Raw genomic sequence first — 17251 nt, 5'->3', positions numbered from 1 at the left:
ACGAAGAGAGCGACATGACACCGGCTATTCATAGCGCGAAACACGCAGGATTTGCCTTTAAGCTTCATGAGTATGAACACGATGCCACCGCAAACTCCTACGGGTTGGAGGCGGCAGAGAAGCTGGGCGTATCGGTTGAGCAGGTATTTAAAACGTTAGTCGTGAAGCTAGATGGTAAACAATTGGCGGTAGGTATTGTGCCGGTGAATCGCCAGTTAGGTTTAAAGCAAATTGCCAAAGCGGCCGGGGCCAAGAAAGCCGCAATGGCAGATCCATCGGAAGTAGAGCGTACCACCGGTTACGTGCTGGGCGGCGTTAGTCCGCTGGGCCAAAAACGGCGTCTTGCTACCTTTATCGATAGCTCCGCAGAAACCTTTGCCAATATTTATGTCAGTGCCGGGCGACGCGGGCTAGAGATTGAACTCTCGCCTAAAGACCTAGCCACCCTGAGTCAGGCTACTTTTGTGCCTCTGGCAACGTGATGGCGGCGCAGGCCGAAGCACTTTCTGGTATGGTGCGGTTACGTTTGTGCGTCACTTGCCCTCCAGGGGGCGCACGCTGTGTTTCTGATGGTCACTCACCTGTGGCCCAAGCAAGGTAATATCGTGTCTGACTCCTCTTTCTCCTCGTTAGCGTTGCCGCAAGCTTTGCTGAGCAACCTTGCGTCCCTTGGCTACCATGAAATGTCGCCAGTGCAGGCCGAAAGCCTGCCACCTATGCTTGCTGGGCGCGATGTGCTGGCGCAGGCGAAAACCGGCTCAGGCAAAACGGCAGCCTTTGGGTTAGCGCTGCTGACGAAGCTGAAGGTAGAGAGCTTTGCGGTACAAGGCTTGGTGCTTTGCCCCACCCGGGAACTTGCTGACCAGGTGGCGGAAGAGCTGCGCCGTTTGGCTCGTGGTATGGCGAATGTGAAGATACTGACTCTTTGCGGTGGTGCGCCGTTTGGGCCCCAGCTCGGCTCTTTGGAGCATGGCGCGCATATTGTCGTAGGCACGCCAGGGCGTATTGACGAGCATTTACGCAAAGGGTCGCTGACCCTCGATTCGCTCTCGATACTGGTGTTGGATGAAGCCGACCGCATGCTGGATATGGGGTTCCAGGCCACAATTGATGACATCATTGCCGACACCCCAACTGACCGCCAAACGCTGCTGTTCAGCGCGACCTTCCCCGATGAGCAGTCATCGGGCGGCCTAACGGTGATGACCCGCGGCGTGATGCGTGAACCGGTGATAGTGAAAATCGCCGAAGTGCATGACGCCAGCACGATTCAGCAGCACTTTTATAGCGTCGCTAATGAAGACGCGCGGTTTGATGCCCTGCGGCAGCTACTGCTGACCTATCGGCCTGCCACCAGTGTGGTGTTCTGCAACACCAAACGTGAAACCCAAGCAGTGGCTGAACAGCTGACTGATGCCGGGTTTAGCGCCGTGGCGCTGAATGGCGACTTAGAGCAGAAAGACCGTGACCGGATACTCATTCTGTTTGCTAACCAAAGTGCCTCTATTCTGGTGGCCACGGACGTTGCCGCCCGTGGTTTGGACATCGCCCAGCTGGACGCTGTGTTCAATTACCAGATTGCCCGCGAGCTTGATGTCCATGTGCACCGGGTAGGGCGCACGGGTCGCGCTGGTGCCAGCGGTATTGCATGTACGCTAGTAACCCCTAAAGAGAGTTACCGCTTAGAGCGGCTAGAGGGTTTGCTGGAACAGCCTATTGCTACTGAAAGTTTGCCTAAGCCCCAGCATTCCGTGCCGTTTGAGCCGCTAATGGCAACGCTGCAATTAGCCGGTGGCAAAAAAGATAAACTGCGCCCCGGCGATATTCTTGGCGCGCTGACCAGCGAAGGTGGCTTGCGCGGCGAGCAAGTGGGTAAAATTAAAGTGCTTGCGCGCAGTGCCTATGTGGCCGTTGAGCGCGACGTGATTCAGCAGGCTCAGGCCAAACTCGAGCGTGATAAATTAAAAGGGCGGGCTTTTCGTGTTCGCCGTATCCGTTATTGAAAGCGTACCAAAGAGGAGCCGACGCAGCTAACCATGAAAATCCCTAAGCGATTACAGCCCCTGGTCGATGATGGCATGATCGACGAGGTGTTGGTTCAGTTAATGAGTGGCAAAGAAGCGCAGGTCTACGTGGTGCGCTGCGGTGAAGAAGTACGCTGTGCCAAGGTGTTTAAAGAGGCTAAACAACGCAGCTTTAAACAGGCCGTTCAGTACCAGGAAGGGCGCAAAGAGCGTAACAGCCGCCGTTCACGGGCGATGGCCAAGAAAACCCGCTACGGCCAGAAAGAGCAGGAGCAGGCATGGCTCAATGCCGAAGTCGATGCGCTTTATCGTCTTGCCTCTGCGGGGGTACGAGTGCCCGAACCACACGGTTTTGTCGACGGTGTGTTGCTGATGGAGATGATCAGCGATGCCGAAGGGAATGTGGCACCGCGCTTGGATGAAGTGACGCTCGCGCCAGAGCAAGCCGTTAACTACTACGCCAAAGTCATTCAAGATGTGGTTAAAATGCTGTGCGCGGGTTTGATTCACGGCGATCTGTCGGAATTTAACGTGCTGGTCGATGCTTCTGGCCCGGTAATTATCGATCTACCCCAAGCCGTCGACGCCGCAGGCAATAACAGCGCCGCAGCAATGCTCTATCGCGATGTGGATAACATGCGCGACTATTTCGGTAAGTATGCGCCAGCGCTTCTGAACACCGAATATGGCAGAGAGATGTGGGCGCTGTATGAAACTGGCGAACTACATCCGGATAGCAAGCTTACTGGCCACTTCGATGCCGACACCCATATTGCTAACGTCGATGAATTGATGGAAGTGATTGACGATGCCAAAGAGGAAGAGGCGGAACGCCAGGCGCGTATGCGCGATGATGATGATGACGGCGAGATCCCACAGCCTTACTGAACCAACGCTGTTGATAGCTCCTGAACAATAGTCCTTGAAGAACAGCCCCGTCCAATAGCCATAGCTGACGTAAATCGATATCCTTAGCTTGTTAACGGTTGTTGGCCGCTCTGCTCTTTACAGGACTGCCCGTGAAAACATGGCTAAGGTGAGGAGTACGTGTGAAGGGCGGCTTAAAGGAGGTGTCGGCAGGGAGTGCAAAAGCGTTATTAACATCGTTAGCCTTTGGCGCCGTCGGCGGCACGCTGTTTCAACTGACCGGTTTACCCCTCGCCTGGATGCTGGGCCCCTTGATTGCCAACCTGCTGGCTTCTTCACAAGGCGTGAAGGTCGCCGTACCAGAACCACTGCGTAACGTATTTCTAGCGGTGATGGGCATGGTCTTGGGTAGCCAGGTGACCCCGCAGTTGGCACACCGCGTGTTGGATTGGCCGGTTTCCGCTGCGCTATTACTGCTGGGGGTGGCAGCGTCCACCGCCGTTGCCGCTGCCTGGTATCGCCGCTGCGGTTTTGACCCGGTCAGTGCCTGGTTTGGCGCTTCTCCTGGCGCCATGACAGCGATGATCCTGCTGGGTGAAAAGTGTGGCGGGGATCCACAGCGCATTGCCGTCGCCCAGTCGCTACGCATCATTTTAGTCATTCTTTTTTTGCCGTCCCTATTTTGGGCCTATGAAGGCGGGGGCGAGGGTATTGGACCTGCGCACAGTGGCTTGGAGCATGGTTGGATGCTACTGCTGATCCCGCTCCTGTTGCCGCTCGGCCGATGGCTTCGCATTCCCAGCTCTGCACTGCTGGCTCCACTGCTGATGGCTGCTCTATTATCTGGCTTTGATATTGCCAGTCTCACTCTGCCTGGGTGGGGAATGAACGTGATGCTATGGGTCTTGGGCAGTGCCATTGGATCGCGCTTTCAAGGTATGACACGCAGGCTTTTTGGCCGCTATTTATGGCAGTCAGGCGTTGCCACGTTGTTAGCGCTGATAGTGTTGGCACTGTTTGCCGAGCTAATCCATCAGCTGTTGGGCGTCGGGCGCGATGTGGCGCTACTGGCGCTGGCACCCGGCGGCATTGGTGAAATGGCGATCTTAGCGGTAGCGTTAAATATCGATCCGGTATTTGTTGCCTTCCACCACTTACTGAGGATGGTCACCCTGATGATCATTGCCCCGTTCTGGGCACGCTGGTTGATGCGCCGCTCCACTTCTTGATACTCGAACAATTCAACGTTAAATCATAAATAACCCAAAGACCGTCAATACCAACGCCAGTGACGTAAGGAAACATCATGCTATCGCGTGTTTTACAGCCGCTATTTCGTTACTTCGAAACGCGGGTTAACCCCTACCCCGAAGGCGAGGTGCAAACACCACCTAAAGGGTTAATTCCGTTTATCGTGCACTTTTCCCGTCCGATGCTGCCGCTGCTGCTGTTAATGACCCTATTCACGGCGCTGGTGTCGGCGGCTGAAGTGGTTTTCTTCAGCTACATGGGCCAGTTAGTGGATTGGTTAGGCAACGTTGAGCGTGCCGGCTTTTGGGCTGAAAACGGGCTATGGCTTTCAGGGCTCGGGTTAGCAATGCTGATCGGCTTGCCGCTGTTAGTGCTGTTGCAGTCATTGGTCACCCATCAAAGTATATTCGGTAACTACCCGATGATCGGCCGCTGGTTATCGCATCGGCATATGCTGAGCCAGAGTTTGGCGTTTTATCAGGACGAATTTGCTGGCCGGGTCTCGCAAAAGGTAATGCAGACGGCACTGGCGATCCGCGAAACCGTGACGAAAGTGATGGGGCTGCTGGTTTACGCCATTGTCTACTTTACCGGTGCGGCCTTTTTGTTAGGTCGGGCGGATCTCTTGCTGCTTATTCCGCTGGGGCTATGGTTGGTGGGTTATTTGGGGATTATGCGCTTCTTCGTGCCGCGCCTGCGCGACGTCTCCATGGCTCAGGCGGATGCCCGAGCGCAGATGACCGGACGTGTGGTGGATAGCTACAGCAATATTCAAACCATCAAGCTATTTGCCGACACCGAGCGTGAACAAAGTTACGCCAAAGATGCCATGGAGGGTTTTATGGTCACCGTTCACCGCCAGATGCGGTTGGTGACGATCATGAGCGTAGGTCTCACGCTGTTAAATACCGCGTTACTGGTGGGCACGGCCGCTATGGCCATCAGCGCTTGGTATATGGAAGCTATTTCGCTGGGCGTGCTGGCGATCGCCATTGCGCTGGTCATGCGTATTCGCTTCATGTCCGACTGGATTTTGTGGGAAGTAGCAGGACTGTTTGAAAATATCGGTACCGTGCAAGATGGCATGAACACCATCGCCCAGGAGCCGACGGTGCGTGATATCCCAGGTGCATTGCCCCTGAATGTACCGAAAGGGGAGATTCGTTTCGACGCCATGCGCTTTGGTTACGAGCAGGCTAAAGGCGAAAGCAAAACCGTGTTTGATGGTTTGAACCTCACTATCGCTCCCGGTGAGAAAATCGGCTTGATTGGACGCTCTGGGGCGGGTAAATCCACCCTCGCTAACCTGCTGCTGCGTTTCTACGATGTGCAGGGGGGGCGTATTCTGATTGATGATCAGAATATCGCTGAAGTGACACAAACCTCATTACGCCACCAGATTGGTATGGTCACCCAGGACACGTCGCTGCTGCACCGTTCGTTGCGTGACAACATTCGTTACGGCAGCCCCCATGCCAGTGACGAAGATGTTTGGAGCGCAGTGTGCCGCGCTCATGCGGACACCTTTATCAATGAGCTGGTCGACCCGAAGGGGCGTAGAGGGTTAGACGCCCATGTGGGTGAGCGAGGCGTTAAGCTTTCAGGCGGCCAGCGTCAACGCATCGCGATTGCCCGGGTATTGCTCAAAAATGCGCCAATCCTGGTGTTGGATGAGGCTACCTCGGCGCTGGATTCTGAAGTGGAGGCCGCCATCCAGGAGCAGTTGGATACGCTGATGGAAGGCAAAACGGTGATTGCCATTGCCCATCGACTTTCCACGATTGCCATGCTCGACCGGCTGATAGTGGTGGATGAAGGCCGTATCGTCGAAACCGGTACGCACCAGGAGCTGCTGATGAAAGACGGTATTTATGCCAGCCTCTGGCAGCGTCAGTCCGGTGGTTTCTTGGGCTTGGACGTGTCAGAAGATGCTTCGTCTGCTAACGTGTCTTACACATAATGCGGTAGCAGCTACTGCTTCGAAGGAGGTACACGATGCAAATGATTACATTGCAGCAGCCCGGCGGGCTAGACAACCTCAAGGTGCAGCAAGCGGAGGCCCCCGGTGAGCCGGGGGCGGGTGAAATCAAGGTCCGTCTACACGCCAGCTCGCTGAATTTTCATGACTACGCCGTGGTCGCGGGGATGATTCCAACGGAAGACCAGCGCATTCCCATGTCTGATGGCGCCGGTGTGGTGGAAGCGGTCGGTGATGGCGTAAGCGAGTTCGCAGTGGGCGATCACGTGGTGTCGACCTTCTTCCCGACTTGGTTGGAAGGCCCAGCCAGAGTGGGAGATTTTCGCACTACGCCTGGCGACGGCGAAGACGGCTATGCCCGTGAGCAGGTTGTGCGCCCCGTTGAGTGGTTTACCCATCAGCCGAAGGGTTACAGCCATGCGGAATCGGCCACGCTAACCACTGCAGGCTTGACCGCTTGGCGGGCCTTGGTCGTCGATGGCGGCATTAAAGCGGGTGATACTGTACTGGTGCTGGGCACCGGCGGGGTGTCCATTTTTGCCCTGCAGTTTGCTCGTCTGATGGGCGCCAACGTGATTGCGACGTCATCGTCTAACGAAAAGCTGGCACGACTGCGCGAGATGGGCGCTGAACACACCATCAACTACAAAGAGACACCCGATTGGGGTAAGCGAGTTAAAGAGCTTACCAACGGCGACGGCGTTGATCATGTTGTTGAAGTCGGCGGCCCGGGCACACTACCGCAGTCCATTGAAGCTGTGAAAATTGGTGGTCATATCGCCCTGATAGGCGTGCTCACGGGACGTGAGGGTGAGGTGCCTACGGCCAAATTAATGGCCAAACAGGCGAGTTTGAAAGGCTTAATTGTCGGCAGTCGTCGTCAGCAGATCGAGATGATTCGTGCTCTCGAAACGTTCGATATGCATCCGGTGATTGATCGCGAATTCCCGCTGGCTGAAATTGCTAACGCTTTCCGCCACCAGGAGTCAGGTCAGCACTTTGGTAAGATCTGCCTGACATTTTAAGACCTTAACAACCTAGGTTTTTAGCAATCGATAAAAGTCAGCTTGCACGCCGTGTCCTGATGGCAGGTTTCAGGGCGTGCAAGGGACTACTCGGGTAGGCGACTATAGACCACACCTTTTACTTCAAGCTCCAGGATCTCATCGTAGGGCACCGTAACACCCTCCACATCCCCAGGCGTTTTGTGGCTGTTTTTCATCTCTGATTCAGGTATTACCTTCACACCTTCTAAACCGACGTGCTGGATTCTGGCACTAAATCGATTGCCTTCATGCTCAATCAGTAAACGCTCACCGGCTATACACTTCTCAAGCTTGTCGTGCAGCTCTTCTTCGCTAACATGAACAACACTCATCGCTCTCTCCTTAAAAATACAATAGTCCTTTATGTGCCCTACTTACTGTCTATAAAGACTTTATTTTAGACCATTAGTTCGTCTGTGAGGTTAGAAGCTGGATGCGCCGTGCTAAAGTGAGCGCTTATCGCTAGCCATAGGGGCAATGTCATGGGGGAGCCATCATCAACAGTCGAGACACCATTGTGGGTAGTCGTCGAGCTTGATCAATTTCGTACCCCCGAACAGACCCAGGCAAGCCAGTGGCGACGCTCGCTACGCTCGGTCTCGACGTGGCTGGGGGGTAAGAATAGCGCTGAGCAGCAGGTGAAAGATGAAAGTGAGTTGCGCGCGCTACCTAAGGTTAAGCTGGCGCATTTAGTGCCGCCCATTGATTGGGCTCCTGCGGCGAAGGCGTTAGGGCAACAGCTCGAAGGCCAGGAAGCGCCGATAACGTTCTTTATTACGACGCCCTACAGCGGTCACGACTCGGTGGTAACCCGTTGGGCTGAAAAGCATCATATCGCCTGCTTAGCGCCGCCCACACTTAGCGAACTCGCCGAGGGGAGCACTCAGTGGGTAGAGCGTTGTATCAATCAACGAGAATGGGCCGTTCCAGCTCTGGAGCGCTACTTTTTACGTCATACCCAGGGCGTTCAGGGCATTCGAGAGTTTCTTGAGCGCGCGTTAAGTGGTCGGTTAGGCAGGGGGGTGATTGGCTGTGACAGCTGGACCTATGCCTTCCTTCAACGGGTGATCGGTATTGATGGAGCACCGGTGTTTACACTTCAATCGATGGAAGGCGAGCAGCTGTCGCGATATTTTGCAGACATCGCGACACATTCGGGACAGCCTTTGCCTGTTTACAGCACGCGAACTGGTAACCAGGTATTGCCTGACTCATCATCCAATCAAAGCGATAAACCCGCAAATTCTAATAAAGAGCTACAGCGTTTAGCGGCCCACTGCCGCGGTCATATAGGCCTTGCTTGGCACTACTGGCGAGAGCGGTTGCGTGAGCCAAAATCAGATGATGTAGAGGCGCTTTGGCTAGTAGATGCACTCGCCGAGGCGGAGCTTTCCACTGATACCGGTGATGTTGCCACGCTGGTACTGCATGCGCTATTGATCCACGGCGGGCTGGATGATCACTCGCTGGGACAGGTGTTGCCATTTTCACACCATGAAGCACTCAATGCCCGATTAGCTTTGCAGCGCAAAGGGATTGTTTCAAGCTGCGAAGGGCGGTGGCAAATTACACCGTTAAGCTATGCAAGTGTTCGCCAACTGCTGGAATCGCGTAATTATTTGGTCGATCCCCTGTAAGCAGCCCTTCTAAAGTGACAGGCCCGCGGAGGGCACCATGGAAGAACAAAAGAAGTACGCACGACTATTCAACGATGTTGATAGCCAAGCGCTGATTACCCTAGGGGTAGTGCTGTTAGGTACCATTGTGCTGATCATCGTCAGCCAGCGTGGGTTAAATTGGCTAGCCAGCCGCATGCACGGTCAAGTACGTTTTCGTATTTTTGCCTTGGTGCCGATGACGCGCTTGCTAATTTTGATTACTGCACTCGCCATCATCGTACCGATTATTATCGAGCCATCGCTACGCAACATGGTAACCCTGATGGGGGCACTAGGCTTAGCCATTGGCTTTGCCATGAAAGATTACGTTAGCAGCCTGATAGCAGGCGTTGTTTCAGCGATAGAACTGCCTTATCGGCCCGGTGACTGGGTTCAAATCGAAGATACCTACGGCGAGGTAAAACACGTTGGCTTACGCACCGTAGACATCCAAACCCCTGACGATGATTTAGTCTATGTGCCGCATTTAAAACTCTGGGATCACGCTGTTTATAATGCCAACAACGGCGGTACAAGCCTGCAGTGCGTGGCGAGCTTTTATCTTCACCCCGAGCACGAAGCTGGCTGGGTGCGCAAAGCACTGCGCGATGTAGCGCTGACCAGCGCCTACCTTAAATTTGACCAACCGATCATTGTGGTGGCCGAAGAGAAACCCTGGGGAACCCACTACCGCATACGCGCCTATCCCGTGGATCCCCGCCAGCAGTTTCTGTTTATTACCGATCTCACCTTACGCGGCAAAGCAGTGCTGAGTGCCGCGGGCATCCAGTCCGCGATGTTGCCACCAGATGCGGCTCTGGATACCCGTAGCGCGGTGGGATCGGCTTCCTCAAGAGGTAATGATTAACTATCACTCTCTTCGGGGAGTTCACCGCTGTGGTAGACGTTTTGTACGTCGTCCAATTCGTTGAGCATGCCGAGGAATTTTTCAAACATTGCCACATCATCGCCTTCAACCGGCGTGGTGGTTTGCGGTAGAAACTGAATCTCGTCAACCTCAAAGTCAATGTCACCGAATGCATCCAGCAGCGCCTGTTTGGCTTTGGCGTAATCGGTATGCGGGGCGAAGACTGTGATGCGTTCGCCTTCCTGCTCAATGTCGGTAACATCGACGTCGGCTTCCATCAATGCTTCCAGCACGCCGTCTTCATCGCTTCCAGTGAAGGAGAAGATAGCGCAGTGGTCGAACATATGGCTAACGCTACCGGGCGTACCAATTTTGCTCTTGGTTTTGGTAAAGCAGCCGCGCACATCGCCAAAGGTGCGGTTGGGATTGTCGGTAAGACAGTCAACAATCACCATCACATTGCCGGGGCCGAAGCCTTCGTAGCGAGCGGTAGAGAAATCTTCACCACCGGCACCACTGGCTTTGTCGAGTGCTTTATCAATGACGTGAGAAGGCACTTGGTCTTTCTTAGCCCGCTCCATTAAACCGCGCAGTGCTAAGTTACCGTTAGGGTCGGTGCCACCAGCTTTAGCGCAAACGTAAATTTCGCGTCCATATTTGCTATAGACCTTGGTCTTTGCATCGGCCGTTTTGGCCATGGATTCCTTACGGTTCTGAAAAGCCCTACCCATGTTGCCGTCCTTTGTTTTCTAAACCTAAGTTTTCTATATGCCCCGCGCATTGAGCAGCGGGGCCGATGTTTTCAAAAGAGTGAAAAAGAGCGAAAAGGTAAATTTTACCCAACAGCGTACCATGCTAACAGCGTTATTTAAGACGCTGGCCGAAGTGTTGCTTGGCTTCGCGTATACTGGCCACTAACGCTACACATTATGATCCCGACCCCTATGGAGAAACTGGTATGCCGTTGACACTGTGGCTTTCGCTTGCCGCCATCTGTGCCATGGGCGCTATGTCGCCAGGGCCAAGCTTAGCGCTCGTTCTGCGTCATACGCTGGGGGGGGGCCGCTTTGCTGGTGTGACCGCCGCAATTTTCCATACCTTGGGCGTGGGTTTCTATGCGCTGCTCACCGTTTGGGGGCTCGGTGCATTAATCGCAGGTTTTCCGCTGCTGTTCCAATTAATTACCTGGTGCGGCGCCGCCTATCTGGCATGGCTAGGGGTTAAAGCGTTACGTGCTGGTCGAACGGGCGCTTTTCAGCCAAGTGCCATTACTGCTAGCCGGGGGCAGGCAGCCAAAGAGGGCGTACTGGTCGCTTTAGGCAACCCAAAGCTGATTCTGTTTTTTGTTGCACTGCTGAGTCAGTTTGTAACGCCGGAAATGAGCGCGCTAGCGAAAGCTATAATAGTGTTAACGGCAATGATTATTGACGGGGGGTGGTACGTGCTAGTAGCCGTGGTGCTTTCCCACTCAAGGATTTTGCCCTGGCTGCAACAGCGTGCTCATTGGATCAACCGCATCACCGGGGTGTTGCTGATTGCGCTGGCACTGAGAGTGGTCGCTGGGCCACTGGTGTGAAAAGCACAGCCGTGGCATGGTGATAGCTATGCCGTTAGGGTTTTGTGGGGCTGAGTAATGCAAATTTACGATCAAGAGTGCTATACCCACCAAGGGCTGCCGTTTAACTTACGTGCGCTGCGCGGCCAGGTGCTGCTGGTGGTTAACGTGGCCAGCCAGTGTGGTTTTACCCCGCAATTAAGCGAGTTTGAGACCCTCTTTCAACGCTACCGGGACCGTGGTTTCACCGTACTCGGTTTCCCGTGCAACCAGTTTGGCCGTCAGACACCGGAAAGTGCCCAAGCCTTCTGCCAATTCGGCGAGCAGAGGTTTGGGGTGAGTTTTCCGCTATTGGAAAAGGTCAACGTCAATGGCAGCGATGCGCATCCTCTGTTTGTACTGCTCAAGCGTGAGGCTCCCGGTGTGCTGGGCACCCAATTGATCAAGTGGAACTTTACCAAGTTTCTGGTCGGCCGTGATGGCAAGGTAATCGCCCGCTTTGGTCCTCGCGACCACGGTGCTCCACTGCGTCTGGCCTTGGAAAAAGCCTTGGATCAGCCTTATCCTTAGACCTGCTCCCCCCGCGCCACGGCCACACGGCTCATGAGCGCGTTCCAGCGATGGCGAACCATCAGGGTCGTTAAGCCAGAAAAAAGCGCCCAGCTTTTGCGTCGCCAGCCCGTCAGGCGCATGTTGTGATTGACCAACTGCTTCATCAGCTTATAGTCGTCAAATTGCCGCCACTCGCTGGCAATTGAGAGCTGGTGGCGAGACATCACCGGCGCCATTTCCAGCCGGAACATCCACTCAAGCTCCTTAAGCGTCATATCGTAGCGCTGCACGACCTCAACCATCCGCGCGTAATCGCGCTCGCTGGGCTCACGGTCTAGCCACAGCGGTGCTAACGCTAGCCAAAGATCGCCGCGTTCATCTACTAGCTGCTGCGCATTCATGGTCGCCTCATTGGGAAGTGGGTGCTTAAGCGGCTATCGTGACGCGAAAGCGGCTGTTTCTCAATGGGGACAATAGCGCAGGAGCGGACAGGGCGCACGGAGACAGCTAGAATAGCCCCACTGAGTCATGACGTTGCTATGGCAAAACGATGTCGCTAGTTATGATGTCAAACGCTAAATCAATCCGATTATGAGGTTCGATGTGATTATTAAACCCAAAGTGCGCGGCTTTATTTGTACCACCACTCACCCTATTGGCTGCGAGCAGAATGTCCGCGAGCAGATTGAAGCAACGCGTGCCCGCGGTTTGGATAAGCAGGCTGGCCCGAAGAAAGTGCTGGTGATTGGTGCATCAAGTGGCTATGGCCTGGCCGCGCGGATTACCGCAGCCTTTGGCTATGGCGCCGACACCCTGGGTGTGTTTTTCGAAAAACCTGCCACCGATAAAAAGCCAGGCACCGCAGGCTGGTACAACAGTGCCGCTTTCGATAAGTTTGCCAAGCAGGAAGGGCTCTACAGCAAGTCGATTAACGGCGATGCGTTCTCCCATGAAGCACGGGAAAAAGCCATCGAGTTGATCAAGCAAGACATGGGCGAGATTGATCTCGTGGTTTACTCGCTGGCATCGCCCGTGCGTAAGCTGCCGGATAGCGGCGAACTGAAGCGCTCAAGCTTGAAGCCGATTGGTGAAACCTACCGCGCCACCGCTATCGACACCAATAAAGACGCGATTATCGAAGCAGAAGTAGAGCCTGCCACCCAGCAAGAGATCGACGACACTATTACCGTGATGGGCGGCGAAGACTGGGAACTGTGGATGGACGCGCTTGATCAAGCCGGTGTGTTGGCAAAAGGCTCGCGCAGCGTAGCGTTTAGTTATATCGGCACTGAAATCACTTGGCCGATTTACTGGCACGGTGCACTGGGTAAAGCCAAGGAAGACCTGGACCGCGCTGCCACGGCGATTGACAGCAAATTAAAAGCGAGTGGCGGTGGTGCCAACGTTGCCGTGCTGAAATCGGTTGTCACCCAGGCGAGCGCAGCGATCCCGGTCATGCCACTTTATATCGCCATGGTCTATCGCATCATGAAAGAGCAGGGCCTGCACGAAGGCACCATTGACCAGTTGAATCGTCTATTCGGTGAGCAGCTCTATTCCACCCAAGGTCAGCGGGGCGAGTTGGTAACTGATGAGGCCGGGCGTTTGCGTATGGATGACTGGGAGTTGCGCGACGATGTTCAACAAGCTTGTCAGGATCTATGGCCAGAGGTGACGACCGAGAACTTATTCGAAATTACCGACTATGCTGGTTACAAGCACGAGTTTTTGAAGCTATTTGGCTTTGAGCGTGACGACGTAGATTACGATGCCGATGTCAACCCAGAGGTGACGTTTGATGTCGTGAATCTGTAAGCCATTCACTGGGGCGGTAGCGCCGCCCAATTCGACCGGTGCGCGGGAGGTGTTTATGGATACTAGGGAAAGCAAAACCCCGGAAGAAGAAAAACAGCACATCATCAATGAGCGGGTGCCAGAGGATTATGAAGCCTCAAAACCGCACCTTCAGCCTGAAGCCAAGCAGCGACCAGGCGGTTTATATAAATTACTCCCGCTGGTGGTCATCATTCTGGGAGTGATTGTGGTGAGTATCATCGTGCTAGGCATCATTAATCGCGGTAACTAACGCTTAACCATGCTTCGTTTTTGCCGGGCCTAGCGCTCGGCAATTTGCGTCCATGCGTCACGTTTTTGCTGCAGTGGTCATAACACTGCGATCCTCTACGCAATTGGGTAAGATGGTCGTTTCCCTTCGCCGATGGCGGTTTTTCATGCAGCTCAGTCACTTAACATGCAGCCCAATCAGTTAACACCACCGGGTACGATACCTCGTCGGCGGGTAGCGTTTATGCTGCTGCCAGGGTTCTCGCTGTTGACCCATGCCAGCGCGCTAGAGCCGCTGCAAATGGCGAACCAGTTGAGCGGGCAGATGCTTTATCACACCGTCACTTTAAGCCTCAGTGATGAACCGGTGCGCAGCGGCGCGCAGCTTTCCCTGATTGCGCAGCATGAGCTGGGGACAGCGCTGGGGCCGCTAGATCTGTTGCTGATATGCGCACCCACGCCGCTTCCCTATACATTGCCAGCAAAGCTTAACGAGTGGTTGCGTGGCCATCAGGGCCGCGGTGTGGCGCTTGGCGGTTTGGCCGGGGGGACGGAAGTGTTGGCGCGCTGTGGGTTGCTGGAAGGCTATCGCGCCACGCTTCCATGGCAGCGCTTTGAGGCGTTTGCGCAAGCCTACCCGCAAGTCACCCTTTCCCAGCAGCTGTTCGAAATTGACCGCGACCGTCTGACCTGCGCCGGTGGGACGGCGGCGATGGATCTGATGCTGACGCTGATAGGTCAGCACCACGGCGCACGCTTGGCTGAACAGGTATCGGAACAGTTCGTATGTGATCGCATTCGTCTGGCGGATGAGCGCCAGCATGTGCCGCTGCGTACTCGTCTGGGGCATGCGCCCAAAAGCCTGGTGGATGCCGTCACACTGATGGAAGCCAATATTGAGGAGCCGCTCTCGACTCTTGAGCTGGCCGAGCACCTGGGGATTTCCCGGCGCCAGCTGGAACGGCTCTTCAAGAAGTATCTGCAGGCGGTGCCAAGCCGGTACTACCTTGATTTACGCCTGCAGGAAGCGCGCAAGCAACTGCGCGAGAGCGACCGACCGGTAGGCGATATTGCTTTCGCTACCGGATTCTCCTCCGGCGCGCATTTTTCCACCGCCTACCGTCATCATTTCGGCATGACGCCAAGGGAAGAGCGTCTAAGTTAAGGTATCGACAATGCCGCCTTCCACACGCAGTGCCGCTCCCGTAGTTGCGCTTGCTTGAGGTGACGCGGCATAGACGCTCATGCTGGCGACTTCCTCAGGCGTGGCTAGGCGCTGGATAATGGAAGAGGGACGGTTCTCTTTAACAAAGCGCTCTTCCATCTCCTGTTGAGAAGCGCCTTCTTTCTCAGCCATTTCGGCAATCATCTTAAGCACCCCTTCTGAGCGCGTAGGCCCCGGCAAGATAGCGTTGACGGTGACTTGGGTGCCGCTGAGCGCTTTGGCCAGCCCGCGCGAAACTGATAAAAGCGCCGATTTGGTCATGCCGTAATGCACCATCTCGGTCGGGATGTTGATGCCCGATTCACTGGAGATAAACTGGATGCGGCCCCAGTCGCGATCGCGCATGCCCTGGGCGTAATGGCGAGAAAGGCGCACGGCGCTCATGACATTGACATCGAAGAACTGTTGCCAGGTCTCGTCATCAACCTCGAAGAAGTCCTGTGGACCGAAAATTCCCACATTATTGATCAGTATATCTGTGCTGGGTTGCTGCTCGATCAGGGTTTGGCAACCTTCAGCGGTGCCGAGATCGACTGCTACGCCTTCTACCTGGGCATCCGGGATATCCTGTTGAATGGTGGCTATTGCCTCATCCACGCGTGCCTGAGAACGGCCTGTGACGACGACCTTAGCGCCAGCGTTAGCAAGCCCTTGGGCAATCGCAAAACCGATACCCGCGGTCGAGCCGGTAATAATGGCGTGCTTACCGCTTAGATCAATCTGCATAGGGTGTACTCCTCTCTTCCTGAGTGTCAGTACGTCGCGATACCTCGCTATCCAAGCATGACTTTATCGCTTGCCAATAAGTATGGGGGTCTTATAGCGTTCTTCAAGGCGTTAGCGCGACGCTATACATAATTTGCCGTCCCATTGCTGAAAGCGGTTGACCGCGTTGGCCCCTTATACTGGTTTCATTCCTTTCCTCCATTGGAGATAACACCCCATGAGCCATACCCCAAGCCGTCAAGATTACGACCACTACATGACGCCCAACTACTCCCCGCAGCAGGTTATCCCCGTGCGCGGTGAAGGTAGCCGCTTGTGGGATCAGCAGGGGCGGGAATATATCGATTTCGCCGGGGGCATCGCCGTCAACTCCCTGGGTCACTGTCATCCGGTGCTGGTCAATGCACTGAAAGAGCAGGGCGAAAAGCTCTGGCACCTCTCCAACGTATTTACCAATGAGCCAGCGTTGAACCTGGCCAGGACGCTGGTCGAGCGTACCTTTGCCGACAAAGTGTTCCTGTGCTCCTCAGGCGGTGAAGCCAATGAAGCCGCGCTAAAGCTGGCGCGCCGCTGGGCGGTGGATAACCACGGCGAACAGAAAGACAAGATCATCTCGTTTTATCAATCCTTTCACGGCCGCACCTTTTTCACCGTGAGCGTCGGTGGCCAGCCCAAATACTCCCAGGGCTTCGGACCGGTGCCGGGCGGTATTCAGCACGCCAACTACAACGACCTGGAAAGCGTTCGCGCGCTGATGGGCGACGACACCTGTGCCATCATGGTTGAGCCCATGCAGGGCGAAGGCGGCATCGTGCCCGCGACACAAGCATTCCTTCAAGGCCTGCGCGATCTGTGTGACGAACACAACGCGCTGTTGATTTTTGATGAAGTGCAAACCGGCGTTGGTCGCAGCGGCGAACTCTACGCTTATAAGAATTACGGCATTACCCCGGATATCCTTACCAGCGCCAAATCGTTGGGCGGTGGTTTCCCCATTGGCGCCATGCTGGCCACTGATGATGTCGCCAAGTCGCTGGTCGTCGGGACTCACGGCTCTACCTACGGCGGCAACGCGCTGGCCTCTGCCGTGGCGCTGGCGGCCGTCGAGTTTATCGATACCCCTGAAGTGCTGGAAGGGGTGAAAAAGCGTCACGATCTGTTCCGTGAGCACCTGGAAACCATCAACCGCAAACACGGGGTGTTCAAGGAGATCCGTGGGATGGGCCTGCTGATAGGGGCCCAGATGTCGGATGCCTATGAAGGCCGCGCCAAGGACATTCTTCCGCTGGCCATCGAAGAGGGCTTGATGGCCTTGATTGCAGGACCCAATGTGCTGCGCATGGCACCTTCGCTGGTGATCCCCGAAGCGGATATCGCCGAGGGCATGGCCCGGCTAGAGCGTGCCATTGAGCGGCTAGTTGCCTCAGCATGAGTGAG

The 17251-nt window shown here is 55.1% G+C and carries 18 protein-coding genes; 14 read left to right on the top strand and 4 right to left on the bottom strand.

The genetic code is table 11. The features are described from left to right. The first annotated feature begins 14 nt into the window (after positions 1-14). The 6 genes from ybaK to AC5TBW_RS13645 all read left to right on the top strand — a co-directional run bounded on the left by ybaK (position 15) and on the right by AC5TBW_RS13645 (position 7145). Positions 15-482 carry a Cys-tRNA(Pro) deacylase gene (gene ybaK, locus AC5TBW_RS13670; RefSeq protein ID WP_495511971.1) on the top strand — a complete coding sequence of 156 codons (468 nt, stop codon included), beginning with the start codon at positions 15-17 and terminating at the stop codon, positions 480-482. A gap of 87 nt (positions 483-569) precedes the next feature. Beyond that, entirely contained in the window at positions 570-2003 is a 1434-nt protein-coding gene (gene dbpA, locus AC5TBW_RS13665; protein ID WP_495511970.1) for an ATP-dependent RNA helicase DbpA, read from the top strand. Positions 2004-2036: 33 nt separating this feature from the next. Further along, positions 2037-2912, top strand: coding sequence for a PA4780 family RIO1-like protein kinase (locus AC5TBW_RS13660; RefSeq protein ID WP_495509086.1), 876 nt, complete (start codon positions 2037-2039; stop codon positions 2910-2912). Positions 2913-3094: 182 nt separating this feature from the next. Further along, the gene (locus tag AC5TBW_RS13655; protein ID WP_495511969.1) at positions 3095-4120 is read left to right on the top strand and encodes an AbrB family transcriptional regulator; all 1026 of its coding nucleotides are present in this window, start codon (positions 3095-3097) and stop codon (positions 4118-4120) included. 77 nt (positions 4121-4197) lie between these two features. Beyond that, positions 4198-6102, top strand: coding sequence for an ABC transporter ATP-binding protein (locus AC5TBW_RS13650; protein WP_495509085.1), 1905 nt, complete (start codon positions 4198-4200; stop codon positions 6100-6102). A gap of 35 nt (positions 6103-6137) precedes the next feature. Further along, positions 6138-7145, top strand: coding sequence for a zinc-dependent alcohol dehydrogenase family protein (locus AC5TBW_RS13645; RefSeq protein ID WP_495509084.1), 1008 nt, complete (start codon positions 6138-6140; stop codon positions 7143-7145). Between the two features lie 86 nt (positions 7146-7231). Here the strand turns inward: AC5TBW_RS13645 and AC5TBW_RS13640 are convergent, their stop codons facing one another. Then, positions 7232-7498 carry a hypothetical protein gene (locus AC5TBW_RS13640; protein WP_495509083.1) on the bottom strand — a complete coding sequence of 89 codons (267 nt, stop codon included), beginning with the start codon at positions 7496-7498 and terminating at the stop codon, positions 7232-7234. A gap of 150 nt (positions 7499-7648) precedes the next feature. Between AC5TBW_RS13640 and AC5TBW_RS13635 the strand changes: the two genes are divergently transcribed. After that, positions 7649-8803 (top strand): hypothetical protein, encoded by a 1155-nt coding sequence (locus AC5TBW_RS13635; protein ID WP_495509082.1) that lies wholly within the window; start codon positions 7649-7651, stop codon positions 8801-8803. 37 nt (positions 8804-8840) lie between these two features. After that, positions 8841-9692 carry a mechanosensitive ion channel family protein gene (locus AC5TBW_RS13630; RefSeq protein ID WP_495509081.1) on the top strand — a complete coding sequence of 284 codons (852 nt, stop codon included), beginning with the start codon at positions 8841-8843 and terminating at the stop codon, positions 9690-9692. Here AC5TBW_RS13630 and AC5TBW_RS13625 read toward each other — a convergent pair. Next, positions 9689-10423, bottom strand: coding sequence for a YebC/PmpR family DNA-binding transcriptional regulator (locus AC5TBW_RS13625; protein WP_495509080.1), 735 nt, complete (start codon positions 10421-10423; stop codon positions 9689-9691). The two genes, AC5TBW_RS13630 and AC5TBW_RS13625, sit on opposite strands and share 4 nt — an antisense overlap. A 227-nt stretch (positions 10424-10650) precedes the next feature. Here AC5TBW_RS13625 and AC5TBW_RS13620 point away from each other — a divergent pair, with 227 nt between their 5' ends. Then, complete coding sequence (locus AC5TBW_RS13620) at positions 10651-11268, top strand: LysE family translocator (protein WP_495509079.1); 618 nt, start codon at positions 10651-10653, stop codon at positions 11266-11268. A gap of 57 nt (positions 11269-11325) precedes the next feature. After that, positions 11326-11817, top strand: coding sequence for a glutathione peroxidase (locus AC5TBW_RS13615; RefSeq protein WP_495509078.1), 492 nt, complete (start codon positions 11326-11328; stop codon positions 11815-11817). Here AC5TBW_RS13615 and AC5TBW_RS13610 read toward each other — a convergent pair. Next, on the bottom strand, positions 11814-12200 hold the full coding sequence (locus tag AC5TBW_RS13610) for a DUF7079 family protein (RefSeq protein ID WP_495509077.1): 387 nt from the start codon (positions 12198-12200) through the stop codon (positions 11814-11816). The two genes, AC5TBW_RS13615 and AC5TBW_RS13610, sit on opposite strands and share 4 nt — an antisense overlap. A gap of 202 nt (positions 12201-12402) precedes the next feature. Between AC5TBW_RS13610 and fabV the strand changes: the two genes are divergently transcribed. The 3 genes from fabV to AC5TBW_RS13595 all read left to right on the top strand — a co-directional run bounded on the left by fabV (position 12403) and on the right by AC5TBW_RS13595 (position 15028). Further along, positions 12403-13614: an enoyl-ACP reductase FabV gene (gene fabV / locus AC5TBW_RS13605; protein WP_495509076.1), complete on the top strand. Its 1212-nt coding sequence runs from the start codon at positions 12403-12405 to the stop codon at positions 13612-13614. 55 nt (positions 13615-13669) lie between these two features. Then, a complete protein-coding gene (locus AC5TBW_RS13600; RefSeq protein WP_495509075.1) occupies positions 13670-13885 on the top strand; it encodes a hypothetical protein in 216 nt (71 codons plus the stop codon). Between the two features lie 165 nt (positions 13886-14050). After that, entirely contained in the window at positions 14051-15028 is a 978-nt protein-coding gene (locus AC5TBW_RS13595) for a GlxA family transcriptional regulator (protein WP_495509074.1), read from the top strand. Here the strand turns inward: AC5TBW_RS13595 and AC5TBW_RS13590 are convergent. Continuing rightward, positions 15020-15814, bottom strand: coding sequence for an SDR family NAD(P)-dependent oxidoreductase (locus AC5TBW_RS13590; RefSeq protein ID WP_495509073.1), 795 nt, complete (start codon positions 15812-15814; stop codon positions 15020-15022). The genes AC5TBW_RS13595 and AC5TBW_RS13590 overlap by 9 nt on opposite strands. 217 nt (positions 15815-16031) lie before the next feature. Between AC5TBW_RS13590 and AC5TBW_RS13585 the strand changes: the two genes are divergently transcribed. Next, positions 16032-17246: an aspartate aminotransferase family protein gene (locus AC5TBW_RS13585; RefSeq protein ID WP_495509072.1), complete on the top strand. Its 1215-nt coding sequence runs from the start codon at positions 16032-16034 to the stop codon at positions 17244-17246. Positions 17247-17251: the final 5 nt, after the last annotated feature.

This window comes from Vreelandella sp. ssv (assembly GCF_059448525.1).
The sequence above is the reverse complement of the archived record's forward strand: the minus strand, read 5'-3'. Positions and strand labels throughout refer to the sequence as shown.

What these genes read in the sequence shown, in the direction of transcription:
- AC5TBW_RS13635 (WP_495509082.1), top strand. Translation starts at nt 7,649, where the DNA reads ATGGGGGAGCCATCATCAACAGTCGAGACACCATTGTGGGTAGTCGTC.
- AC5TBW_RS13625 (WP_495509080.1), bottom strand. Translation starts at nt 10,423, where the DNA reads ATGGGTAGGGCTTTTCAGAACCGTAAGGAATCCATGGCCAAAACGGCC.
- AC5TBW_RS13590 (WP_495509073.1), bottom strand. Translation starts at nt 15,814, where the DNA reads ATGCAGATTGATCTAAGCGGTAAGCACGCCATTATTACCGGCTCGACC.
- AC5TBW_RS13595 (WP_495509074.1), top strand. Translation starts at nt 14,051, where the DNA reads ATGCAGCCCAATCAGTTAACACCACCGGGTACGATACCTCGTCGGCGG.
- AC5TBW_RS13600 (WP_495509075.1), top strand. Translation starts at nt 13,670, where the DNA reads ATGGATACTAGGGAAAGCAAAACCCCGGAAGAAGAAAAACAGCACATC.
- AC5TBW_RS13630 (WP_495509081.1), top strand. Translation starts at nt 8,841, where the DNA reads ATGGAAGAACAAAAGAAGTACGCACGACTATTCAACGATGTTGATAGC.
- AC5TBW_RS13640 (WP_495509083.1), bottom strand. Translation starts at nt 7,498, where the DNA reads ATGAGTGTTGTTCATGTTAGCGAAGAAGAGCTGCACGACAAGCTTGAG.
- AC5TBW_RS13645 (WP_495509084.1), top strand. Translation starts at nt 6,138, where the DNA reads ATGCAAATGATTACATTGCAGCAGCCCGGCGGGCTAGACAACCTCAAG.
- AC5TBW_RS13650 (WP_495509085.1), top strand. Translation starts at nt 4,198, where the DNA reads ATGCTATCGCGTGTTTTACAGCCGCTATTTCGTTACTTCGAAACGCGG.
- AC5TBW_RS13660 (WP_495509086.1), top strand. Translation starts at nt 2,037, where the DNA reads ATGAAAATCCCTAAGCGATTACAGCCCCTGGTCGATGATGGCATGATC.
- dbpA (WP_495511970.1), top strand. Translation starts at nt 570, where the DNA reads ATGGTCACTCACCTGTGGCCCAAGCAAGGTAATATCGTGTCTGACTCC.
- AC5TBW_RS13620 (WP_495509079.1), top strand. Translation starts at nt 10,651, where the DNA reads ATGCCGTTGACACTGTGGCTTTCGCTTGCCGCCATCTGTGCCATGGGC.
- AC5TBW_RS13585 (WP_495509072.1), top strand. Translation starts at nt 16,032, where the DNA reads ATGAGCCATACCCCAAGCCGTCAAGATTACGACCACTACATGACGCCC.
- AC5TBW_RS13615 (WP_495509078.1), top strand. Translation starts at nt 11,326, where the DNA reads ATGCAAATTTACGATCAAGAGTGCTATACCCACCAAGGGCTGCCGTTT.
- AC5TBW_RS13610 (WP_495509077.1), bottom strand. Translation starts at nt 12,200, where the DNA reads ATGAATGCGCAGCAGCTAGTAGATGAACGCGGCGATCTTTGGCTAGCG.
- ybaK (WP_495511971.1), top strand. Translation starts at nt 15, where the DNA reads ATGACACCGGCTATTCATAGCGCGAAACACGCAGGATTTGCCTTTAAG.